This is a genomic window from Streptomyces sp. R11, from assembly GCF_041051905.1.
Lineage (GTDB): Bacteria > Actinomycetota > Actinomycetes > Streptomycetales > Streptomycetaceae > Streptomyces.
On record NZ_CP163432.1, the window covers coordinates 979,351 to 1,001,968 of the forward strand.

The following is a 22,618-nucleotide window of genomic DNA, read 5'->3' on the forward strand; positions in this document are numbered from 1 at the left end:
ACGCGGGCCGTACGCCCGTCAGTTCGCCAGCATCCTCGTCAGCACCGCGCGCTGCACCGGCAGCACCTCGCCGTGCAGCGTGCGCCCTTTCGCCGTGAGCGCCACCTGCACACCCCGCCGGTCCTCCGCGCACATGCCGCGTTCGACGAGTCCGTCCTTCTCCAGCCGGGCGATCAGCCGCGAGAGGGCACTCTGGCTCAGATGGACGCGCTCAGAGATCTCCTGGACCCGGTACGAACAGGCGCCGTCCGCCAGCACGTCCAGGACCTCGAAGTCGCTGGCGCACAGGCCGTGCTGGTGCAGCGCCCGGTCGAGTTCGCACTGGGTACGCGCATGCAGCGCCAGGATGTCCCGCCACTGGTCCACGAGCGCCCGCTCGGCCTTCGTCGCCGCCATGGCCGCACCGTAGCAGAAATCGCGTTTTGTTGCATTGGAATTAAATGCGCTTGCATTCGATGCATGCGCATGTAATGTCTCGGGTCATGACCTCTCCGCTCATCACCCCCGCGTCCGACGGACGTTGGACCCCCCGGCTGTGGGGCACCTTGCTGGTGCTGTGCGCCGCGATGTTCCTGGACGCACTCGACGTGTCGATGGTCGGCGTCGCCCTGCCGTCCATCGGCGCCGACCTGGGCCTGTCCACCTCGACCCTGCAGTGGATCGTCAGCGGCTACATCCTCGGCTACGGCGGCCTGCTCCTCCTCGGCGGACGGGCCGCCGACCTGCTGGGCCGACGCCAGGTCTTCCTGGTGGCCCTCGCCGTCTTCGCGCTCGCCTCACTGCTCGGCGGCCTCGTCGACTCCGGCCCGCTGCTGATCGCAAGCCGCTTCATCAAGGGCCTGGCCGCCGCCTTCACCGCGCCCGCCGGTCTGTCCATCATCACCACGACGTTCGCCGAGGGCCCCGTTCGCAACCGGGCACTGGCGATCTACACCACCTGCGGTGCCACCGGCTACTCGATGGGGCTGGTCTTCTCCGGCCTGCTCACCGAGGCCAGTTGGCGCCTGACCATGCTGCTCCCGGCGCCCGTCGCGCTGCTCGCCCTGGCCGTCGGCCTGAAGCTGCTGCCGCGCACCGAGCGCGAGAAGAACACCGGCGGCTACGACATCCCGGGCGCCGTCCTCGGTACCGCCTCGATGCTGCTGCTCGTCTTCACCGTCGTCGAAGCGCCGGAAGCGGGCTGGGGCTCCGCGCGCACGGTCCTGTCCTTCGTCGCCGTCGTCGTCCTGCTGACGGCCTTCGTCCGCGTCGAGCGGCGCAGCCCGAGCCCGCTGATCCGGCTCGGCGTGTTGCGCTCCGGGCCTCAAGTGCGGGCGCAACTGGGCGCGTTGACGTTCGTCGGCAGCTACATCGGCTTCCAGTTCCTGGTCACGCTGTACATGCAGGAACTGCTCGGCTGGTCGGCACTGCACACGGCTCTGGCGTTCCTGCCTGCGGGCGCGCTCGTAGCGCTGTCGGCGACGAAGGTCGGTGCGATCATCGACCGGTTCGGCACGGCACGGCTGATCGCGATCGGCTTCGCCCTGATGGTCGCCGGCTACGTCCTGTTCCTGCGGATCGACCTCGACCCGGTCTACGCGGCGGTGATCCTGCCCACCATGCTGCTGGTCGGCTCGGCGTTCGCGCTGACCTTCCCCTCGCTGAACGTCCAGGCCACGAACGGCGTCGACGAACACGAGCAGGGCATGGTCTCGGGCCTGCTCAACACCTCGGTCCAGGTGGGCGGCGCGCTCTTCCTTGCCGTGGTGACGGCGGTGCTGACCGCGAACACGCCCGAGGAGTCCGCGTCCCCGCAGGCTCACCTCGACAGCTACATGCCGGCTCTGGTCGTGATCACGGGCATCGCGGTCGTGGGTCTGCTGATCGCCCTCACCGGACTGCGCACGCGTCGCGAGCAGCAGACCGTCGTGGTCGCCAAGTCCACATCGCGGGAGGCGGAACGCGTCACCGTACGCGACTAGGGACCGCGACCGGTGTCGGACTCCACACGCCGAACCACTGCTCGGCGCCGTACTCCTCGAACCGCTCCACCTCGGTGAACCCCAGCTTTTGCGCGAGGCGCATCGCGCGGTCGTTGGCGGTCCGGGTGCAGAGCACCACCGGCTCGCTGGGCAGCGCGTCGGCGAACCAGTCGAGTGCCGCTGCGCACGCCTCGGCGGCGTACCCGCATCCCCAGGCCTCCGGCAGGAACAGGTAGCCGAGTTCGCTTTCTCCGGCATCGGGATGGACATGACCCGGCCGCTCCGCGTCGCGTCGATCGAGCGTGATCATGCCGATCATCGCTCCGTCGAGATCGATCACGAACAGGCCGGGACGGCGCCCGGGCACCTCGGGCACCGCACGCTCGAGCTCGTCACGCGGTCGACGCCCACCGATGTACGTGCCCACCTGCGGCGAGGCGAACAGCTCGATGAACGCCGCACGGTCCCGGGCCTCGGACTCGCGGAGCACGAGCCGCTCGGTCCTGATCGGGGCAGGTGGCCAGGCAACGGATCCAAGCTCAGTCATGGCGGGCAACGTAGCGCACGTCCGTGAGAGTGATCCGAAAGAGAGGCCCGGGGAAGATTCCTCAATGTGCGCCCGGCGGAGCCTGCTTGCTCCGCCGGGCGCACGCCTGTGAAACTCCCTGTATGACCACGTATGGGGGACGGCGCAGTCAGGCCGAGCGGGACGCCATCACCGTCGAGATCGGATACGCCCTGTGCAGTGCGGCGTTCGCGGCGGCCGTGCTGTTCGGGGCCGTGGCGGGACCGGCGTTCGCCTTCGATGTGCCGGCCGGGACGCGCACCACACTTGTCGCGGCGGGGACGACCGCGGCGGCCGTGCTGTTCGTCGCCCGCGTCGTCAGCGTGCTGGTCCGCTTCGGGCAACGGAAGGCCGCCGCAGGCGAGGCCGGTCAGCCCAGCCAGCCCGGCCGTACCAGCCCGGACTCGTAGGCCAGCACCACGAGTTGGGCCCGGTCCCGGGCGCCGAGCTTCACCATCGTGCGGCTGACGTGGGTCTTCGCGGTGAGCGGGCTGACGACCAGGCGCCGGGCGATCTCCTCGTTGGACAGTCCGATGCCGACCAGCGCCATCACCTCCCGCTCGCGCTCGGTGAGTTCGGCGAGGGCGTCGGCGGCCGCGGGCTCCTTGGAGCGGGCGGCGAACTCGGCGATGAGACGGCGGGTCACACCCGGCGACAGCAGCGCGTCGCCCTCGACCACCGCCCTTACGGCGCGCAGGAGTTCGTCGGGCTCGGTGTCCTTGACCAGGAAGCCGGAGGCGCCCGAGCGGATGGCCTCGAAGACGTACTCGTCGAGCTCGAAGGTGGTGAGCATGACCACCTTGACGCCCGTGAGGTCGCCGTCGTCGGTGATCCGGCGGGTCGCGGCGAGACCGTCCAGGAGCGGCATGCGGATGTCCATCAGGACTACGTCGGGCCGCAGTTCGCGCACCTTGCGCACCGCCTCCTCGCCGTCGGATGCCTCTCCCGCCACCTCGATGTCGGGCTGCGCGTCGAGCAGTGCGCGGAAGCCGGCCCGCACCAGTGACTGGTCGTCGGCGAGCAGTACGCGGATCACCGGTCCTCCTTGACATGGTTGCTCGGTTCGCCGGCGGGAGCCTTCAACGGCAGTACGGCGAGCACCCGGAACCCGCCGTCGGCACGCCGGCCCGCCTCGATCGTGCCACCGAGCGCGGCCGCCCGCTCCCGCATTCCGGCGAGTCCGTTGCCGCTGCCGCCCGCGTCGGTGCCGGTCGCCGGACCGTCGTCGTCGATGCGCAGCCGTAGCGTCGTCCTGTCGGAATGGTCGAGGTGCACGCGTGCGTGCCGTGATTCCGAGTGGCGTACGACGTTGGTGAGGGCTTCCTGGATGATCCGGAAGGCGGCGAGGTCGGTGCCGGGTGCCAGTCGGGGCGGCTCGCCCTCGACCTCGACGGTGAGGCCCGCGCTCGCAGCCTGCTCCACGAGTTCGGGCAGCCGGTCGAGGCCGGGGGCCGGGGCGCGGGGCGCGTCGCCGGGAGTGCGCAGGGTGTCGAGGACCTGGCGGACCTCGCCGAGCGCTTCCTTGCTCTTGTCCTTGATGGTGGTGAGCGCCGTGCGGGCCTGCTCGGGGTCGGTGTCGAGGAGGGCGAGTCCGACGCCCGCCTGCACATTGATCACGGAGATGCTGTGCGCGAGGACGTCGTGCAGTTCGCGGGCGATCCGCAGCCGTTCCTCGTCGGCGCGCCGCCGCGCCGCCTGCGCCCGCTCGGCGCGTTCCCTCACCCACTGCTCGCGCCGCGTTCTGGCCAGTTCCGACACCGCCACGATCGCGGCCACCCAGGCGGCGATCACGCCTTCCTGTCCCCACGGGGCGGCCGAGTCGCCGGACGGCGGCAGCCACTGGTACAGCCAGTGGGCCACCAGGGCGTGCCCGATCCAGAACACCCCCACCGCAGCCCAAGTGGCCCTGCGGTGTCCGGTGACGATGGCGTTGAAGCAGGCCACGGCGACGGCCAGGAAGACCGGGCCGTACGGGTATCCGGCGCCGAGGTAGAGCGTTGCGGCGACCGCGGTCCCGAAGACGACGGCCACCGGGTACCGCTTGCGCCACAGCAGCAGGGCCGACGCCACGAACAGCAGGGCACGTGCGAAGGGGTCGAGCGGGGCCCGGTAGTCCAGTTGCCCCTCGGCGGCGAAGTTCGAGCCGGCCATCACGAAGACCGTGATCAGCAGCGTGGAGCGCCAGGGTCGGCGAGAGGTGTGCTCCTCGTCCTCCCAGCGGTTCCACCACGGCGGCCCCTGCCGCCACCACATCGGCGGACCGCCGCCCCGGCGTACCTGCTGCTCATCCATGTCCGCCACGCTAGACGCGATGACCGCCGGGCGGCGTCACCCGGGCGTGGTGATCACGGATACTCCCCGCGAAGTACGCCCCGCCCCCGCCCCCTCCTCGGCGGCTCACGCCAGTCCCACCTCCTGGGCGAGCCGGCCCACCGCATGCCGGAAGAAGGTCTCCCGGTCCTCCACGACCCGGTGGAACTGCCCGAACAGCTCGAACCCGACGAGCCCGAAGAGCTGGGCCCAGGCGGCGATCAGGGCCGCGACCGTCGCCGGGGGGAGGTCGGGGGCCAGGTCGGCGGCCATGCGCTCGGCCTCGGGGCGCAGTTCGGCGGACAGGGGCGGTTCGGTGAGGCCGGAGTGCTGGTGGGCGTCGCGGAGGATGCCGATGAAGAGCAGGCCGACGCGGGAGGCGGGCGGGACCGTGGTGTCGGGCGCGGTGTAACCGGGCACGGGCGAGCCGTAGATCAGCGCGTACTCGTGCGGATGCCGCAGCGCCCAGTCGCGTACGGCCTCCGCGACCGCCGTCCAGCGCCCCACGGGCCCGGCGTCGGCGGCCTTGCCGTGCGCGGCCTCCGCACACTCGCCGAGGGAGTCGTAGGCGTCGATGATGAGAGCGGTCAGCAGGTCGTCCCGGCTGGGGAAGTACCGGTAGAGCGCGGAGGAGACCATGCCGAGTTCGCGGGCCACAGCGCGCAGCGAGAGCTTCGCGGCGCCCTCGGCCGCGAGCTGTCTGCGCGCCTCGTCCTTGATGGCCGCCGTGACTTCCAGCCTGGCCCGGGCACGTGCGCCCTGTGTGGTGCTGCTCATGTGAGCCAGTCTCCCACGGATCGCGGAGCAGTGCACATATTCGAGAGCACTGCTCTTGCCCTGGATCAGCAATCTCGTGCACACTGCTCTTAAGCGAGAGCACCGCTCTCTCAGTCTCGAGATCAAACTCCGGGAGTCACCGATGTCGTCGCCGTACTACCTCAAGGGCAGCCCGCTGACCGTCCGTTTCAACAGCGTCGTCGGCTGGCTGGCCCGGCGCGGGTTCAGCATCGCGGGCACGGCGGAGATGTCCGTGCGCGGGCGCAAGAGCGGCAACCTGCAGCGCATCCCGGTCAATCCGCATACGTACGACGGCACGCAGTACCTCGTCTCGGCCCGCGGCCACTCCCAGTGGGTGCGCAACATGCGCGCCGCCGGCGGTGGGGAACTGCGTGTCGGGCGCAAGGTGCGTCAGTTCTCCGCGGTGGAGATTCCCGACGAGATCAAGCTCCCGATCCTGCGGACCTACCTGGAGAAGTGGGGCTGGGAGGTCAACCAGTACTTCAACGGGGTCACCGCGAAGTCCTCCGACGAGGAGATCATCGCGGCCGCCCCGGACCACCCCGTCTTCCGGATCACCGTCGAGAAGTGACCCGGGCGTCGTACGGAAGTGCCCGGGGTCGTCGTCACGCGGTGGCCTGGATCATCGTCAGGAAGTGGCCTCGTCGGCCGCCGGCGCCGGAGCCGGGTTCGCCGGCTGTCGGTTGTCCAGCGCGGTCAGGGCGCGCTGGGCCATGGGGTGCGTACGGACCATCTCGCCCAGTGACGTGGCGCCACGGGTGATGTCCATGAACGCCTTCCAGGCCGGCCGGAAACCGGTCAGAGCCATGTGGAAGAGCCCGGGACGACGCTCGAACGCCGTCAGCAGCCGCTTGCCGACGCTCATCTCGACGCCGAGTCCCGCCTTGATCGCGAAGGCGTAGTTCAGAGCCTGGCGCCGGGTGTCCACGGCGTCGTGCGCCTCGGCGATCCGCACCGCCCACTCCCCCGCGAGCCGCCCCGACCGCAGCGCGAACGAGATTCCCTCGCGTGTCCACGGCTCCAGCAGGCCCGCCGCGTCACCGCACACCAGCACCCGCCCGCGCGACAGCGGCGAGTCGTCGGCGCGGCAACGCGTCAAGTGGCCGGAGGAGATGCTCGGTTCGAACCCGGCGAGCCCGAGCCGCCCGATGAACTCCTCCAAGTACCGCTTGGTCGCGGCGCCTTCACCGCGCGCCGAGATCACCCCGACCGTGAGCGTGTCGCCCTTGGGGAACACCCAGCCGTAACTGCCGGGAATCGGTCCCCAGTCGATGAGCACCCGCCCCTGCCAGTCCTCGGCGACCGTCTCCGGCACCGGGATCTCCGCCTCCAGACCGAGGTCCACCTGGTCGAGCTTCACCCCGACGTGGGCTCCTATCCGGCTGGCGCTGCCGTCAGCGCCGACGACGGCCCGCGCGAGCAGCGTCTCGCCGCCCTGCAGGACCACGGCGACGCTGCGCCGGTCCGGCACCGCCGAGCCGTGCTGCTCGACGCGCTGCACGGTCACGCCCGTACGCAGCTCGGCGCCCGCCTTCTGGGCGTGCTCGACCAGTTGCTGGTCGAACTCGGGCCGGTTGATCAGCCCGAACAGCATGTGCTTGGAGCGGCGGGTGCGGGTGAAGCGGCCGTTGTTGGAGAACGTGACCGCGTGCACCCGGTCGCGGAAGGGCAGCTCGAAGCCGGGTGGGAGCGAGTCGCGCGAGGGGCCGATGATGCCGCCGCCGCATGTCTTGTAGCGCGGCAGCTCCGCTTTCTCCAGCACCAGCACGCTCCGCCCGGCGACCGCCGCCGCATACGCGGCCGAGGCCCCCGCGGGTCCCGCGCCCACCACGACGACGTCCCACACCTGCTGCACGTCGTCCGCCGAAGAGTTCTCGCTGCTCACGATGGTCTACTGCTCCCGATCAAGCCGCCTACGCCTGCTGTCCCCAGCATCCTACGGCGGGCATCGTCGCAGGCTGCTGTGGGAGGATCACAGCACTCACTGGTACAACGTCGCACCCACAAGGAGCGTGCCCATGTCGTCGAATCCGGTCGCCGAGACCGTCGCCTCGCTGATGCCAAGGGCGAAGGCGGAGCTCACCGAACTGGTGGCGTTCAAGTCGGTGGCGGACTTCGACCAGTTCCCGAGGAGCGAGAGCGAGGGCGCCGCCCGCTGGGTCGCCGACGCCTTGCGCGCTGAGGGCTTCGAGGACGTGGCCCTGCTGGACACCCCCGACGGCACGCAGTCGGTGTACGGCTGCCTGCCCGGCCCCGCGGGCGCGAAGACGGTGCTGCTGTACGCCCACTACGACGTGCAGCCCCCGCTGAACGAGGCCGCCTGGCACACTCCGCCCTTCGAGCTGACCGAGCGCGACGGCCGCTGGTACGGGCGCGGCGCCGCCGACTGCAAGGGCGGCCTGATCATGCACCTGCTGGCGCTGCGCGCGCTCAAGGCCAACGGTGGCGTGCCGGTGCACGTGAAGGTGATCGCCGAGGGCTCGGAGGAGATGGGCACGGGCGGTCTGGAGCGGTACGCCGAGGCACACCCGGACCTGCTGGCGGCCGACACCATCGTGATCGGCGACGCGGGCAACTTCCGCGTCGGCCTGCCGACGGTCACCTCGACCTTGCGCGGCATGACCCTCATGCGCGTGCAGATCGACACACTCGAAGGCAACCTGCACTCCGGCCAGTTCGGCGGGGCCGCTCCGGACGCGCTCGGCGCGCTGATCCGCGTCCTGGACTCGCTGCGCGCCGAGGACGGTTCGACGACGGTGGACGGGCTGACCGACGAATCGGCGTGGCAGGGGCTGCAGTACGACGAGGCGCAGTTCCGCAAGGACGCCAAGGTCCTCGACGGTGTCGAGCTGATCGGCTCCGGCACGGTCGCCGACCGTATCTGGTCACGCCCCGCCGTCACCGTCCTGGGCATCGACTGCCCGCCGGTCGTCGGCGCCACCCCGTCCGTGCAGGCGAGCGCCCGGGCGCTGATCAGCCTGCGGGTGCCGCCGGGCGTCGACGCCGCCGAGGCGACCAAGCTGCTCCAGGCCCACCTGGAGACGCACACGCCGTGGGGTGCCCGGGTGCGCATCGAGCAGACGGGCCAGGGTCAGGCGTTCCGCGCCGACACGAGCAGCCCGGCGTACGAGGCCATGGCGGACGCGATGGCGGTGGCGTTCCCGGGCCAGGAGATGCAGTACGCCGGCCAGGGCGGCTCGATCCCGCTGTGCAACACCCTCGCCTCCCTCTACCCGCACGCGGAGATCCTCCTCATCGGCCTGAGCGAGCCGGAGGCCCAGATCCACGCCGTGAACGAGAGCGTGTCCCCGCAGGAGCTGGAGCGCCTGTCGGTCGCCGAGGCCCTGTTCCTGCGCAACTACGCGGCAAGCTGAGGCACTTGCGCTGAGGATGGGGCCATGACCCGCTCCGCGCCTCACCGCTCACACCGGCATCGCGACATCCCTGGCGCTTCTCTCCGACCACGAGCTCTCGGACCTCGTGGCGGAGGGGACTCCGCTCGGCACGGGGATCGGCGGACGGTCGACGCTGATCGAGGTCGACGGCAGACGCGTCTTCGTGAAACTAGGCCCGGTCACCGACACCGAGGTGCGGCCGCAGAACGCCCGCTCCACGGCCAACGTCCTCGGCCTGCAACCAGTTTCCACTACGGCTTCGGCAGTCCGGGCTTCGGCGCCTGGCGCGAACCCGCCGTGCACACGATGACCACCAACCGGGTGCTGGCCGGCCGGTTCCCGGGATTCCCGCTGACACATCATTGGCGGATCCTGCCGCAGCCGCCACAGCCCCTTCCCGATGAACTGGCCGACGCGGAGCGGGCCGTCGCGTACTGGGGCGGCGGCCCGCAGGTGCGCGAGCGCATCGAGGGACTACGGACGGCGACCGCGAGCCTGGCGCTGTTCCTGGAGTACGTTCCGCACACCCTGCACGACTGGCTGGACGCCCGGCTCCGCACGGACGAGGCCGATGCCGCATGCGCCTTCGTGGGAAAGGAGCTCACGGCCGTGACGTTCACGAGGCCCGGCTGCTGCACTTCGACGCCCTCTTCCAGAACATCCTCACCGACGGGCGCCGGCTGTACCTCGCCGACTACGGCCTCGCTCTCTCCGCCCGCTGCCGCCTCACCCCGCAGGAGCGCGATTTCTTCGAGCGGCACCGGCGCTACGACCGCGTCTACACGGCCTTCCACTTCGTGAACTGGCTCGCGACCGCCCTGTACGGCCATGACCGGGACGACCGCGAGACCTTCGTGCGTGCCTGCTCCGAGGGCCTCAGGCCCCACGGGATCCCGCGGTCGCCGCCGGCGCCATCGAGCGGTACGCGCCGCTCGCCGTGGTGATGGGTGACTTCGCCCAGCGGCTCCAGAACGAGAGCAGGCTGACGCCGTACCCGTACGAAGCGCTGGAGCTCGCTCAGGAAGGCGTCGGTATCCCCGCCTCCAGATAGAGCGCCGCCCCGCGTTCCCGCGCCCGCAGCGCCCAGCGCAACCGCTCGTACCGCACCGGCGGCAGCAGCTCGGCCGCCTCCGCCTCGGTGACGAAGCGCCAGTCGCGCAGTTCGGGCCCGGGCAGCAGGAGCTGTTCGGCCTCCGCCGAGTCGAGCCGCCCGCCGTCGAAGAGAAGGCGCAGACCTCCGTATCCGGGGGGCGAGGGCCGCTCCCAGTCGACGACGAGGAGGCGCGGTACGTCGTCCAGCCGTATCCCCGTCTCCTCGGCTACCTCGCGTATGCCCGCGCGCGCGGGCGCCTCGCCGGGCTCCACGACGCCGCCGGGGAACTCCCAGCCGGCCTTGTAGGTGGGGTCGACGAGCAGCACGCGGTCCTCCTCGTCGAAGAGCAGGACGCCCGAGGCGAGGGTCTCGGCGGTGGGCTCGGGCGTCTGCACGATGTCGCAGACGGGGACCGAACCGCTGCCGACGGCCTCGGCGATACGGACGGCGGTCTCGTACGGGGTCAGGCCGCCGTTGTCGACGAGATAGGCGTCGGCGGTCAGCCAGGAAGCGAGCGCGGCGCGATACGGCTCTATGCGGTCGTACGACCACTGCCGGACCCGTATCTCGCCGTCGGGCGGGTCGGACGGAACCTCCTGCCCGGCTATTCGCTCCCGCAGGATCGTTTCCGCCGGGGTGAGGAGCACATGCTGGACGGTGATGCGGCGGGCGGCGAGGCCGCCGAAGATCTCGTCGCGGTACTCCTGGCGCAGCAGCGTCATCGGAACAACGAGGGTCCCGCCGAGCTCGGCGAGCAGCGCGGCCGCCGTGTCGATCACGAGACGTCGCCAGATCGGCAGGTCCTGGAAGTCACCGACCTCGGTGAGGTGTTTGGGCGGAAGCAGGTGAGTGAGTGCTCCGCCGATGACCTCGGGGTCGAAGAGCGTGCTGTTCGGGATCAGCTCGATCAGTTCCCGTGCGGTGGTGGTCTTCCCCGCACCGAACGCACCGTTGATCCAAACGATCACGTTTCCCCCTCTTCTGTTGGCCCCCTGTGGCTTGCCCGCTCCACCCTGCCACGGAAACCAGCTCCCGTAGAGAGCGCATGACAACGGCGCCGGAGTCCCCTCGGATTCGGGGGCTCCGGCGCCGTGCGGTGGTGCCGGTGGGCTCGTCAGCCCTTCTTGCCGTTCTTGCCGTTCTTGGTCTTCCCGTGCGGGGCGTCGTTCACGGCCCGGTCCGTCTCCCGGTTGATGGCCCGGCCGACCGTGTCCAGGGCGTCGTCCACGTTCACGCCGGCGACCCTCGTCTGAGCGCCGCTGACAGGGATCCCGGCGGCAGGCAGCCCGGTGGCGGGGGAACCACCGGTGGCGGGGGTTTCGGCGCCATGGGACGGAGTGACCGCCGCGACGACGAATCCGGTGGCCAGGGAGGCGATGGCGAGCATGCTGCGCTTCTTCATGGTGGGTTCAACTGTGGAACGGGCCGGGAGTCACGCTCCCCTTCGGACGATCAGGTCAGCGACGGAACTCCGGCCCCGGTCCGGCCCCCGTGGAGCCCGCGCTGCCGTGCGCGCCGTACGAGGTCGTCGGCCGCTTCCGGCCAGCGGGCGTACTCGAAGGCGAACCCCTCGTCGAGCAGCCGGCCAGGGACGACACGGCGGCTCTTGAGCAGCAGCTCGGTGTCCGAGCGCAGGGCGAACGCGCCGATCTCCGCCATCCACCTCGTCGCGGGCAGGCCCACGGGGACGCGCGACGCGGAGCGAAGGTCCCGCATGAACGCGCGTTGTGGCAGGGGTTCGGGGGCGGCGATGTTCACCGGCCCGACGACGTCGTCCCGCTCGATCAGGAACTCGACCGCGCGGACGAAGTCGCGGTCGTGGATCCAGGAGATGTACTGGGCGCCACCCGCGACGGGGCCGCCGAGGCCCAGCCGCGCGAGTCGCAGCAGCATGTCGAGGACGCCGCCGCGATCAGGGCTCATCACCATGGCGGAGCGCAGGGCGACCTTCCGGGTGTGCGGCGTGTCGGCCTCTTCCTGCGCCCGCTCCCAGGACCTGGCGATGTCGATGCTGTAGGACCAGTAGTCCGGCACATCGGGCTCGCTGCCGCCGATGATGCCCGTCGCCTCGTCGTTGGGCGCGTCGAAGCGGTGGGCGTAGATGGTGGCCGTGCTCATCTGCAGCCAGACCCGCGGCGGCCGGGCCGCGCTCGCGATCGCCTCGCCGACGACCTGGGTGGAGTGCACCCGCGAATCCATCATGGCCTGCAAATTGGGCGCGGTGTAGCGGCAGCTGACGCTGCGCCCCGCCAGGTTGATCACGACGTCGCTGCCGTCGATCGCCGTGGCCCACGGCCCCAGGGTCTCGCCGTCCCAGTGGACCTCGCCGTCGCGCGTGGGCCGCCTCGTCAGGACGACGACCTCGTGGCCCGCGCTGCTCAGCGCACGGTTCAGGACCGCGCCCACCTGCCCGGTTCCCCCGGGAATCACTATCTTCATGGCTCCCCCTCTCGTGTGGGAACGACCTTACCCCAGAACGTTGAACATGTTCAAAAACTCCTCTCGGCTCATCATTCCGCCCCCCGACGACTTCCAACACACTCCGACAGGTTCTACCGTTAACGCACTATGACGCGTACATGCCGTCACCCGTCTTCGCAGGTACGGAGGAACGTAACGGTGCGTAGCCTTCACACCCGCACAACCCGCACAAGAGTGGTCGGAGCACTCGCCGCAGGCCTGCTCTGCGCGGCAGGACTCGCCGCCCCCGCCGCCGCGGCCCCCACGGCTCCAGCCCCGGCGGAGGGCCTCGCCCTCACCCCGCCCATGGGCTTCAACAACTGGAACTCCACGCACTGCCGTGCCGAGTTCAACGAGTCCATGGTCAAGGGGATCGCGGACATCTTCGTCGAGAAGGGCCTCAAGGACGCCGGATACGAGTACGTCAACCTCGACGACTGCTGGGCCCTGCCGTCCAGGGACGCGAACGGCAAGCTCGTACCCGATCCCGTCCGCTTCCCGAACGGGATCAAGGCGGTCGCGGACTACGTCCACTCCAAGGGCCTGAAATTCGGCATCTACACCAGCGCGGGCACGAAGACCTGCAACATCGCCGGCTTCCCGGGCTCGCTCGGCCATGAGTACAGCGACGCCCAGCAGTTCGCGGACTGGGGCGTGGACTACCTCAAGTACGACAACTGCAACAACCAGGGCGTGGACGCCAAGCTGCGCTACACGACCATGCGCGACGCCCTGCGGGCCACGGGCCGTCCCATCGTCCACAGCATCTGCGAGTGGGGCGAGAACAAGCCCTGGGAGTGGGCCGCCGACGTCGGTCAGCTGTGGCGCACGACCGGCGACATCAGCGACAACTGGGGCTCGATGCTGTCGATCCTCAAGCAGAACCTGCCGCTCGCTGCGCACGCCGGGCCCGGCCGCTGGAACGACCCCGACATGCTGGAGGTCGGCAACGGCGGCATGACCGACACCGAGTACCGCTCGCACTTCTCGATGTGGGCGATCATGGCCGCTCCGCTCCTCATCGGCTCCGACCTCCGCTCGGCCACCGCGGAGACCTTCGAGATCCTCGGCAACCGCGAGGTCATCGCGGTCGACCAGGACCCGCTGGGCAAGCAGGGCACGGTGATCTCCTCGCAGGGCGGGCGCTGGGTCGTCGCCAAGGAGATGCGGGACGGCAGCCGCGCGGTGGCCCTCTTCAACGAGTCCGGCGCCGCCCAGCGCATCACGACGACCGCCGACGCGGTCGGCCTGCCCGCCGCCGACGCCTACGCCCTGCGCGACCTGTGGCAGCACCGGACCTACAACACCGCAGGCACGATCTCCGCGACCGTCCCCGCGCACGGCACCGTCCTGCTGCGCGTCGCCGCCGATTCCAAGTCGGTCCAGCACCCGCCCGCCGTCGAACTCGGCCTGGACGGCAGTCCGCTGGTCGAGGCGGGAAAGAAGGCAGACCTCACGTCGACGGTCACCGACCTCGGGCGTACGACGGCCAAGCGCGTGTCCGTCTCGCTGACCGGCCCCGAGGGATGGTCCGTCAAGGCGACGTCACCCACCACCTCACCCGCGCTCTCCACGGGCCGCTCCCTGCGCACCAAGTGGGCGGTCACCGCACCGCAGGGGACGCCGCCGGGGTCGTACGGCCTCACTCTCAAGGCGAGTTACCGCTCTCCCTCCGGTGTCCGCGTCGGCAGCGCGCTGCCGCTGACCGCGACGGTCGTGGTGGCGCCGCCTTCGGGGACGTCCGGGCTCGGTGACCTTCCGTGGCTCTCAGCCACCAACGGATGGGGCCCCGTCGAGCGCAACACCAGCAACGGAGAGAGCGACGCCGGCGACGGGAATCCGATCACGATCGGCGGGGTGGTGTACGGCACGGGGCTCGGAGTCCACGCCGACAGCACCGTCGAGTACTACGGCGGCGGCGCGTGCGAGACGGTCACCGCGCAGGTCGGGGTGGACGACGAGGAGGGCGCCGACGGCACCGTCGCCTTCGAGATCTGGGCGGACGGCACTCGGGCCGCCTCGACCGGCGTCCTCACCAACGCGATGCCGGCCCAGGCGCTCACGGCCGATGTGACCGGCGCCCAGGTGGTCCGGCTCGTCGTCACCGACGGCGCCGACGGCGTCACCTCGGACCACGGGGACTGGGCGGAGGCGCGACTGACCTGCTGAGCGGTCCGCCCGCCCCCACCCGATGACTGAACGTTCCTGCCCGCCGGGGTGCTCAGACCCCCGCCGCCGCGCCCGCCTTCCCGGCGAGCGCGGCCGCCGCGGCCCCCACCAGCCCGGCGTCCGTGCCCATCTGGGCCGGCGTGATCGTCAGGCGCTGGACGAAGGACAGGGTGGCGTAGTCGTGGAGGGCCCTGCGGAGCGGGGTGAACAGGACGTCGCCCGCCTTGCCCACTCCGCCGCCGATCACCGCGATGTCGATCTCGACGAGGGTCGCGGTGGCCGCGATCCCGGCGGCGAGGGCCTGCGCGGCCCGTTCGAAGGAGGCCACGGCGACCGGGTCCCCGTCCTGCGCCGCGGCGGCCACCGCGGCGGCGGACGTGTCGCCGCCCGGACCCGGCTGCCAGCCGTTCTCGATCGCGCGCCGGGCGATGTTGGGACCGCTCGCGATGCGTTCCACGCAACCCCGCGAACCGCACGGGCACAGATCGCCGTCCAGATCGACACTGATGTGACCGATGTGGCCGGCGTTGCCGGTGGGGCCGGGGTGCAGTCGGCCGTTCAGGACCAGGCCGCCGCCGACGCCCGTCGAGACGACCATGCAGAGCGCGTTGTCGTGCCCCCGGGCGGCTCCCTGCCAGTGCTCGGCCGCCGTGATGGCCACGCCGTCGCCGATCAGCTCGACGGGCAGGCCGCCGGCCGCCTCGCGGACGCGCTGGACCAGCGGATAGTCGCGCCAGCCGGGCACGTTCACCGGACTCACGGTGCCCGCGGAGGCGTCCACCGGTCCCGCGCTGCCGATACCCAGGGCCGTGGCGCGTCCCCACAGGGGCGATGCGGTGAGTTCGCCGACGACCTCCTCGACGGCCCGCATCACCGTGTCGCCGTCCTCCCGGGCGGGCGTCGCGCGCTGAGCCCGGACCGCGATCTTGCCGTGGCCGTCCACCAGCGCTCCGGCGATCTTGGTGCCGCCGATGTCGAGCGCAGCCACGAGGTCGGTGTGCATCAGTGTCAGTTCTCCCCGTCAACCATTCGGATCTCCCCGTCAACCACGGGAATTGGGCGAGCCGGTCTCGCGGTGGGGGCGCAGGCCGGAGATTGCGGTGGACAGTGTCCCCTGGATCTGACAACGTTGTCCAGGCTCTATGCTCGACGCCACATCCTCATACAAACCCATGGACCGACGCATCCCCATGGACAGACGCATCCGCGCGGACCGAGTGAGCCTCATGGATCGACTCGTCCCGTGGACGACGACAGGACAGGACACCGCATCGTGGCCGAGACCATCCGCCGCTCCGACCGCCTTCCGGAGAACCGCTACGGCAACCGTCCGACCATGAAGGACGTCGCGGCGCGTGCCGGCGTGGGCCTGAAGACCGTCTCGCGTGTGGTCAACGGAGAGCCCGGCGTCACCCCGGAGACGGAGCGTCGCGTCCAGGAGGCCATCGACGCCCTGGGCTTCCGCCGCAATGACAGCGCGCGGGTGCTGCGCAAGGGCCGTACGGCGAGCATCGGCCTGGTCCTGGAGGATCTTGCGGACCCTTTCTACGGCCCGCTCAGCCGGGCGGTCGAGGAGGTCGCCCGAGCACACGGCGCCCTGCTCATCAACGGCTCCAGCGCCGAGGACCCGGATCGCGAGCAGGAGCTGGCGCTGGCGCTGTGCGCGCGGCGGGTGGACGGGCTGGTGATCATTCCGGCCGGTGACGACCACCGGTACATGGAGCCCGAGCTCAAGGCGGGCGTCGCCACCGTGTTCGTCGACCGCCCGGCCGGGCAGATCGACGTCGACTGCGTCCTGTCCGACAACCACGGCGGTGCCCGCGACGGCGTCGCCCACCTCATCGCCCACGGCCACCGCAGGATCGGCTTCATCGGCGACATGCCCCGCATCCACACGGCCGCCGAGCGGCTGCGGGGCTACCGGGCCGCCATGGAGGACGCGGGCATACCGGTGGAGGACGCCTGGATGTCCTTGGGCGTCACCGACCCGGAGCGGGTGCGCAGGGCGGCCGAGGAAATGCTCTCCGGCCCCTCCCCCGTCACCGCGATCTTCGCGGGCAACAACCGCGTGACGGTCACCGTGATCCGTGTCCTCGCCGAGCAGACCCGTCGTGTCGCCCTCGTCGGCTTCGACGACATCGAACTCGCCGACCTGCTGCAGCCCGGCGTCACCGTCGTCGCCCAGGACGCCGCGGCTCTCGGCCGTACCGCCGCCGAGCGGCTGTTCCGGCAGCTGGACGGCACCCTGGTCACCCCGGAACGCATCGAGCTGCCGACTCGGCTGATCACCCGCGGCTCGGGCGAGCTGCCGCCTGCGGACTGAGCAGCCCATGGACCACAGTATGAGCAGCTCGCGGCCCGTGCAGGACCGCACGCTGGAGGCGCTCGGCCTGGCGGAGGCGCCGCGCGATCATCCGCTGCTCTATCCGGGCGCCTGGCCGTCGGACTCCGGACTCCTCGACGGGGACCGGCTGCTGCCCCTGGACCGCCTGGTGTACGACGACCGCGTGCCGGTCCTCGCGGTCGGCTCCAACGCCTCCCCCGGCCAACTGCGGCGCAAGATGGCCGCTTTCGGAATCGTCACTCCCCTCCCGATGGTGAAGGTGCGGGTGACGGGCATCGAGGTCGGTGTCTCCGCGCACGTGAGCCGCATGGGGTACATGTCCGCGTCGCCCTTCGAAGCACCGGGCCACGTCCGGGAGCTGTTCATCACCTGGCTCGACTCCGAGCAGCTCGCGGTGATCGACACCAGCGAGGGCGTACCGACACCGGACGGAAACTTCGGCCGCGCCTGGCTGCCGGCACCCGACGTGCGGATCGAGACGACGGACGGCAGCGCGCTCCCGGGCACCTTCGTGTACGTGAACCGCCATGGCGTCCTGCACGACGGCTCCGGCGCGCCCCGCACCCATCCCGGCCAGCATGCGCTGATCGCGGAACTCCTGCTGGGCTCGGCCCGGTTGCGGGAGCTGTTCGGGGGCACTCCCGAGGAGTTCTGCGAGCGTGCCCGAGCCGACGCGGGGTTGTGTGAGCGGGGAACGCGGCTGCTCGCCCAGGAGCGGCTGGTGACGGCCTCCGGGCTGGAGAAGTACCTTCGGGTCGACCGGAACCGAGGCGACCGGAACCGAGGCGACCGGAACCGAGGCGACCGGAACTGAGGCGACCGGGACTGAGGCGACCGGAACTGAGTTGCCGGGCCGGAGCTCAGCAGACCGGGTTCAGCAGACCGGGAGTCCCGGCACCGGCTCGTCGTTGTTGCCGCCCTCGAGGTAGACGTCGCTGACGAAGACGTTCGTGTTGCCGCTGTCGTCGTCCGTCTTGGCCCACCACACGTTGGTCCACTGGCCGGACGTCTCCCGGCGGCCGAGGTTCTGCTGGCAGTAGAAGTAGTTGGTGCCCGCGTTGAGGATGCCGACCTCGGTGCCGGAGGCGGTGTAGGACCTGGCGGTCTTCCAGACCTGGCAGTTGTACTTGCCGCCGCCGATGGCGAAACAGGACGGGTCCGGCGTGGTCCCGCCGCCGCCCGTGGTCCCACCGCCACCTGTGGTTCCGCCACCGCCCGTGGTGCCGCCGTCGCCGGAACCGCCGCCCGTGGTCCCGCCGTCGGTGCCGCCTGCGCCCGAGGCCTTGGTCGGGGACGAGGTGGTGGGGCGATCGGTGGGCTCGCCCTCCGCCGTGCCGCTGGGGGACTTGGTCGCGTCGGGGGACTTCTTGTCGTCGTCCTTCTCGGTCAGGCCTCCGTCGCCCGAGCGATCCGCGTCGGGACTGCCGCTCGCCTCGGCGGACTTGCCCGTGGCGGCGACCGCCGACGTGCTCGGCTCCTCGGCCTTGGCGTCGCCCGAGTTGTTCAGGAGGGCGACCGTGACCCCACTGGCCGCGAGGACCACGGTGACGGCCACGGCGGCGAGCAGGGCGCGGCTCTTGCGCCGGGAGGGGCTCTGGGCGGACGTGACCATGGGGCCGGTGGCGGCCGAATCGTGCGGCGAGGGGCCGGGGCTGCCGAAGCCGTGCGGGGGTTGAGCGGAGTGCCCCGGCACACTGCCGTACGGCGATGCGGCCTGCCCCGGGGCGCCGGGTCCGTGTCCGGGTACGGGCGGGCCGGGATGGCCGGCGGGGCCGAAGCCCTGTGCCGGTGGCGTGCCTTGGCCGGGAGACGCGGGGCCGTTCGCGCCCTGCCCCGCAGTACCGAAGCGTGGCGCACCGGGCAGGTCCGACGCGGGTACGCCCTGCTGTGGCGTGTCGGCGCTCTGAGGTTCTGGCGCACTCCGCCCCTGGCCGCCGTACGCCTGTCCGGCGGACCCGGTCGGCGCGGGTGACCCGTGTCCCCGCCCGTCGGGGACAGCGGCCGTGGGCCCGAATCCGGGTGGCACCGAGGGGACGTTGCGCTCCGTCTCGGCCCGACCGGGCCCGGCGTCCGCCGAGCTCCGCAGGGCCGCCGTCGGCGCGTCCGTGCCGCCCGACTCGGCCACCGCCAGGAGGAGTTCGCGTGCCTCGTCGGCCTCCGGGCGGGACTCGGACCGCTTGTCCATCAGCCGCGCCAGGACGGGGCCGAGCGGCCCGGCGTTGACGGGCTCCGGCAGGGGCTCGGAGACGATCGCGGTGAGTGTGGAGAACGTCGACGTACGGCGGAAGGGCGCGGCGCCCTCCACCGCGGCGTACAGCGTGGCGCCCAGGGCCCAGACGTCCGAGGACGGACCCGGATCGGCGCCCTGGGCGCGCTCGGGGGCCAAGTAGTCCAGGGAGCCGACGAGATGGCCGGTGCGGGTGAGCTGGGTGGCCGCGCCGTCGCCCGGGTCGTCCATGGCGGCGATGCCGAAGTCGGTCAGGACGACCCGGCCGGAGCGGTCGAGCAGGATGTTGCCGGGCTTGACGTCGCGGTGCAGGACGCCGGCGCGGTGGGCGGCGGCCAGCGCGTCCATGACCTTGGCGCCGATCCCGGCCGCCTCACGCGGGTCGAGGGTGCCGCGCTCGCGCAGCACCGCCTCCAGGGAGGGACCGTCGACCAGCTCCATGACGATCAGCGGGCGTCCGTCGACCTCGGCGACGTCGTGCACGGCGACGACGCCCGAGTGCTTGACCCGGGCCGCCGCGCGGGCCTCGCGCTGCATCCGCAGCCGCAAATCGGCCAGTTCGGGACCGTCGGCGTCCGAGTAGGTGCGCAGCTCCTTGACGGCGACCTCGCGACCCAGCACCTCGTCGAGGGCACGCCAGACCACGCCCATGCCGCCGCGCCCGAGTTGCGCCACCACGCGATAGCGCCCGGCCAGCAGCCGACCGGTCTCGTCCGCCTGTCCGTTCTCCCCCGATGACACCGCTGCCCCGTTCCTGTGACACCACTGACATGCCTTGCGTGGCGTACAGACTACGGGGCAGGAGTGACAACGCCAGCCGGTGGTTGCGAATGTGACAGGGCCGCTACTTCGCGGAAGCCGTCAGATCGCCCCTCCTGGGCACCGAGAAGCCCTCCAGGTCGACACGGGTCAGGCCGGTCAGCCGGGCGACCTCGCCGATGTCGAGGGCACCGCAGTCCAGGCCGCGCAGCAGGTAGCCGCTGAGCGCCTTGGCGGTGGCGGGCTCGTCCATGACGTCGCCGCCGGTCCGGTTGGCGTACCGGGCGAGGCGGGCCGCCGCCTGCTCGAAGCCCTCGCGGTAGAAGGCGAAGACGGCCGCGTAGCGGGTCGGGATGTGGCCGGGATGCATGTCCCAGCCCTGGTAGTAGGCGCGGGCCAGGGCACGTCGGGTGAGGCCGTAGTGCAGTCGCCAGGCGTCGTGGACCTTCGCGGTCGGGCCGACCGGCAGGACATTCGTCGAGCCGTCGCAGACGCGTACGCCGGTGCCCGCCGCCGCGACCTGCATGATCGCCTTGGCATGGTCGGCGGCCGGGTGGTCGCTGGCCTGGTACGCGGCGGAGACGCCGAGGCAGGCGCTGTAGTCGAAGGTGCCGTAGTGCAGGCCCGTGGCTCGGCCCTCGGCGGCCTGGATCATCCGGGCGACGGTGGCGGTGCCGTCGGTGGCGAGGATGGACTGGCTGGTCTCGATCTGGATCTCGAAGCCGATCCGGCCGGGCTCGAGCCCGCGCGCCTTCTCGAACTCCTCCAGGAGCCGCACCATGGCGGTGACCTGCTCGGGGTACGTGACCTTGGGCAGGGTGAGCACCAGCCCGTCGGGCAGGCCACCGGCCTCCATCAGGCCGGTGAGGAAGATGTCGAGGGTGCGGATGCCCCGGTCGCGTACGGGTGCCTCCATGCACTTCATGCGGATGCCCATGTACGGGGCCGCCGTGCCGTTCTCGTACGCCTCGGCGATGAGCCGTGCGGCGCGTGCGGCCGCCTCGTCCTCCTCGGCGTCCGGGCGGGGGCCGTAGCCGTCCTCGAAGTCGACGCGCAGGTCCTCGATGGGCTCGCGCTCCAGCTTGGCGCGCACACGCGCGTGGACGGGCTCGGCGAGTTCGTCGGACAGGCCGAGCACGGCGGCGAAGGACGCGGCGTCCGGGGCGTGTTCGTCGAGGAGCGCGAGGGCCTGGTCGCCCCAGGAGCGGACGGTGTCGGCGGCGAAGACGTCACCGGGGACGTAGACGGTGTGGACGGGCTGGCGGGTGCCGGGGTCTCCGGGGTAGCGGCGCTCCAGCTCGGCGTCGACCGGCGCGAGGGAGGCGCTGATCTCCTCGCTGACGGCACCCGCGAGGCTGGTCGCCACCTTCTCCTGCTGGCCCTGACCCATCCCATATCCTCCTGACTTCCGCGATACGGAATCAACAATCCGTAGAATGAAGTTATCCGGCGACCTTCCGACTGGTCAACACCATGTCCACGGGGAGTCACTCACCCAACCCGCCATGTTCACGCCCATCTCAGGGCGCGGTATCACACTTCCATACGCACGCCCCGCACGACTCGTCCGGCAGTTCCCACCGAAGGAGCCTCAGTGCCGAACCACAGCCGAGTCACGCGCCGTCTGGGCCTGAAGGCCGCATTGGCCGCGGCGGTCACCGCACCCCTCTCCAGTACAGCACTGCCCACGACGTCCGCGTCGGCGGGCGAACGCCCGGCCGCCCGCCGGCACCTCCAGGTCATGTCCTTCAACCTGCGCTTCGCGAGCACCACCGAGCCCAACAGCTGGAGCGTGCGCAGACCGGTGATGCGCGAGTTGCTGCGCCGCGAGGCCCCGCACGTCCTCGGCACCCAGGAGGGCATCTTCTCCCAGCTACTCGACATCGACTCCGACCTCGGCCCGCGCTACGACTGGGTCGGCACCGGCCGGCTGCACGGCAGCCGCGACGAGTCCATGGCGATCTTCTACGACTCCCACCGGCTGCGTCCGACCGAGTACGACCACTTCTGGCTCTCCGACACCCCCGACGTGATCGGCTCCAACACCTGGGGCGCGGCCTTCGCCCGCATGGTCACCTGGGTCCGGTTCCGCGATCTGGCCGACGGCGGACGGGAGTTCTACGTCCTCAACACCCACTTCGACCACGTGAGCCAGTACGCGCGCGAGCGCAGCGCCGCTCTCATCGCCCAGCGGATCGCCGGCTTCGACCGCTCCCTGCCGGTCGTGGTGACCGGGGACTTCAACGTCGCCGCTCACAGGAACGCGGTTTACGACACGCTGCTCGGCGCCGGTCTCGTCGACACCTGGCACACCGCGTCCGAGCGCAGCGCGCTGTACGCGACCTTCCACGGCTACAAGCCGCTGACACCGAACGGCGACCGTATCGACTGGGTCCTGAGCACGCCCGGCGTCACGGCGCACCGGGCGACGATCAACACCTTCTCCGACGACGGCCAGTTCCCGAGCGACCATCTGCCCGTGCAGGCGTCCCTGACCCTGGGCTGAAAAAGGCCGAGGCCCCCGTGACCGCCGGACG

Annotated in this window: 20 protein-coding genes and 1 pseudogene; 9 read left to right on the plus strand and 12 right to left on the minus strand. The window is 71.3% G+C overall.

Annotated elements, in window-relative coordinates; all coding sequences use genetic code 11:
- Positions 1 to 18: 18 nt before the first annotated feature.
- On the minus strand, positions 19 to 396 hold the full coding sequence (locus AB5J55_RS04505) for a MarR family winged helix-turn-helix transcriptional regulator (RefSeq protein WP_369276089.1): 378 nt from the start codon (positions 394 to 396) through the stop codon (positions 19 to 21).
- Positions 397 to 482: 86 nt separating this feature from the next.
- Between AB5J55_RS04505 and AB5J55_RS04510 the strand changes: the two genes are divergently transcribed.
- Entirely contained in the window at positions 483 to 1,961 is a 1,479-nt protein-coding gene (locus AB5J55_RS04510; protein WP_369269399.1) for an MFS transporter, read from the plus strand.
- On the opposite strand, the gene AB5J55_RS04515 is transcribed toward AB5J55_RS04510, so the two are convergent.
- The gene (locus tag AB5J55_RS04515) at positions 1,945 to 2,508 is read right to left on the minus strand and encodes a GNAT family N-acetyltransferase (protein ID WP_369269400.1); all 564 of its coding nucleotides are present in this window, start codon (positions 2,506 to 2,508) and stop codon (positions 1,945 to 1,947) included. The two genes, AB5J55_RS04510 and AB5J55_RS04515, sit on opposite strands and share 17 nt — an antisense overlap.
- A gap of 122 nt (positions 2,509 to 2,630) precedes the next feature.
- Here AB5J55_RS04515 and AB5J55_RS04520 point away from each other — a divergent pair, with 122 nt between their 5' ends.
- Positions 2,631 to 2,936 (plus strand): DUF6332 family protein, encoded by a 306-nt coding sequence (locus AB5J55_RS04520; protein WP_369269401.1) that lies wholly within the window; start codon positions 2,631 to 2,633, stop codon positions 2,934 to 2,936.
- On the opposite strand, the gene AB5J55_RS04525 is transcribed toward AB5J55_RS04520, so the two are convergent.
- From AB5J55_RS04525 to AB5J55_RS04535, 3 genes are all read right to left on the minus strand, one after another.
- A complete protein-coding gene (locus tag AB5J55_RS04525) occupies positions 2,897 to 3,562 on the minus strand; it encodes a response regulator (RefSeq protein ID WP_369269402.1) in 666 nt (221 codons plus the stop codon). The genes AB5J55_RS04520 and AB5J55_RS04525 overlap by 40 nt on opposite strands.
- On the minus strand, positions 3,559 to 4,818 hold the full coding sequence (locus AB5J55_RS04530) for a sensor histidine kinase (protein ID WP_369269403.1): 1,260 nt from the start codon (positions 4,816 to 4,818) through the stop codon (positions 3,559 to 3,561). Before AB5J55_RS04530 ends, AB5J55_RS04525 begins: the two co-directional genes overlap by 4 nt.
- A gap of 105 nt (positions 4,819 to 4,923) precedes the next feature.
- On the minus strand, positions 4,924 to 5,613 hold the full coding sequence (locus AB5J55_RS04535; RefSeq protein ID WP_369269404.1) for a TetR/AcrR family transcriptional regulator: 690 nt from the start codon (positions 5,611 to 5,613) through the stop codon (positions 4,924 to 4,926).
- Between the two features lie 142 nt (positions 5,614 to 5,755).
- On the opposite strand from AB5J55_RS04535, the gene AB5J55_RS04540 reads away from it, so the two are divergent.
- Positions 5,756 to 6,205, plus strand: a complete 450-nt coding sequence (locus tag AB5J55_RS04540; protein ID WP_369269405.1) for a nitroreductase/quinone reductase family protein — start codon at positions 5,756 to 5,758, stop codon at positions 6,203 to 6,205.
- A gap of 57 nt (positions 6,206 to 6,262) precedes the next feature.
- Here the strand turns inward: AB5J55_RS04540 and AB5J55_RS04545 are convergent, their stop codons facing one another.
- Positions 6,263 to 7,519: a geranylgeranyl reductase family protein gene (locus tag AB5J55_RS04545; protein WP_369269406.1), complete on the minus strand. Its 1,257-nt coding sequence runs from the start codon at positions 7,517 to 7,519 to the stop codon at positions 6,263 to 6,265.
- 133 nt (positions 7,520 to 7,652) lie between these two features.
- On the opposite strand from AB5J55_RS04545, the gene AB5J55_RS04550 reads away from it, so the two are divergent.
- Both AB5J55_RS04550 and AB5J55_RS04555 read left to right on the plus strand, forming a co-directional pair.
- Positions 7,653 to 9,008, plus strand: a complete 1,356-nt coding sequence (locus tag AB5J55_RS04550) for a dipeptidase (RefSeq protein WP_369269407.1) — start codon at positions 7,653 to 7,655, stop codon at positions 9,006 to 9,008.
- Positions 9,009 to 9,066: 58 nt separating this feature from the next.
- Positions 9,067 to 10,080, plus strand: a pseudogene (locus AB5J55_RS04555) (protein kinase family protein).
- Here the strand turns inward: AB5J55_RS04555 and AB5J55_RS04560 are convergent.
- The 3 genes from AB5J55_RS04560 to AB5J55_RS04570 all read right to left on the minus strand — a co-directional run bounded on the left by AB5J55_RS04560 (position 10,047) and on the right by AB5J55_RS04570 (position 12,561).
- Positions 10,047 to 11,090, minus strand: a complete 1,044-nt coding sequence (locus tag AB5J55_RS04560) for an NUDIX domain-containing protein (RefSeq protein WP_369269408.1) — start codon at positions 11,088 to 11,090, stop codon at positions 10,047 to 10,049. The pseudogene AB5J55_RS04555 and the gene AB5J55_RS04560 overlap by 34 nt on opposite strands.
- Positions 11,091 to 11,236: 146 nt before the next feature.
- Complete coding sequence (locus AB5J55_RS04565) at positions 11,237 to 11,524, minus strand: hypothetical protein (protein WP_369276488.1); 288 nt, start codon at positions 11,522 to 11,524, stop codon at positions 11,237 to 11,239.
- 50 nt (positions 11,525 to 11,574) lie between these two features.
- On the minus strand, positions 11,575 to 12,561 hold the full coding sequence (locus AB5J55_RS04570; protein WP_369269409.1) for a TIGR01777 family oxidoreductase: 987 nt from the start codon (positions 12,559 to 12,561) through the stop codon (positions 11,575 to 11,577).
- A gap of 216 nt (positions 12,562 to 12,777) precedes the next feature.
- Between AB5J55_RS04570 and AB5J55_RS04575 the strand changes: the two genes are divergently transcribed.
- The gene (locus AB5J55_RS04575) at positions 12,778 to 14,751 is read left to right on the plus strand and encodes an NPCBM/NEW2 domain-containing protein (RefSeq protein ID WP_369276090.1); all 1,974 of its coding nucleotides are present in this window, start codon (positions 12,778 to 12,780) and stop codon (positions 14,749 to 14,751) included.
- A gap of 52 nt (positions 14,752 to 14,803) precedes the next feature.
- Here AB5J55_RS04575 and AB5J55_RS04580 read toward each other — a convergent pair whose 3' ends face one another.
- Positions 14,804 to 15,754 carry an ROK family protein gene (locus AB5J55_RS04580; protein WP_369269410.1) on the minus strand — a complete coding sequence of 317 codons (951 nt, stop codon included), beginning with the start codon at positions 15,752 to 15,754 and terminating at the stop codon, positions 14,804 to 14,806.
- A 270-nt stretch (positions 15,755 to 16,024) separates the two neighbouring features.
- Between AB5J55_RS04580 and AB5J55_RS04585 the strand changes: the two genes are divergently transcribed.
- Positions 16,025 to 17,074, plus strand: a complete 1,050-nt coding sequence (locus AB5J55_RS04585; RefSeq protein WP_369269411.1) for a LacI family DNA-binding transcriptional regulator — start codon at positions 16,025 to 16,027, stop codon at positions 17,072 to 17,074.
- A 19-nt stretch (positions 17,075 to 17,093) separates the two neighbouring features.
- Positions 17,094 to 17,909, plus strand: a complete 816-nt coding sequence (locus AB5J55_RS04590; RefSeq protein WP_369269412.1) for a hypothetical protein — start codon at positions 17,094 to 17,096, stop codon at positions 17,907 to 17,909.
- 60 nt (positions 17,910 to 17,969) lie between these two features.
- On the opposite strand, the gene AB5J55_RS04595 is transcribed toward AB5J55_RS04590, so the two are convergent.
- Together AB5J55_RS04595 and AB5J55_RS04600 are read right to left on the minus strand one after the other, a co-directional pair.
- Entirely contained in the window at positions 17,970 to 20,063 is a 2,094-nt protein-coding gene (locus tag AB5J55_RS04595) for a protein kinase (RefSeq protein WP_369269413.1), read from the minus strand.
- Between the two features lie 103 nt (positions 20,064 to 20,166).
- Positions 20,167 to 21,471, minus strand: coding sequence for an aldolase/citrate lyase family protein (locus tag AB5J55_RS04600; protein ID WP_369269414.1), 1,305 nt, complete (start codon positions 21,469 to 21,471; stop codon positions 20,167 to 20,169).
- A 204-nt stretch (positions 21,472 to 21,675) separates the two neighbouring features.
- On the opposite strand from AB5J55_RS04600, the gene AB5J55_RS04605 reads away from it, so the two are divergent.
- Positions 21,676 to 22,587 carry an endonuclease/exonuclease/phosphatase family protein gene (locus AB5J55_RS04605; RefSeq protein WP_369269415.1) on the plus strand — a complete coding sequence of 304 codons (912 nt, stop codon included), beginning with the start codon at positions 21,676 to 21,678 and terminating at the stop codon, positions 22,585 to 22,587.
- The last annotated feature ends 31 nt before the right edge of the window (positions 22,588 to 22,618 follow it).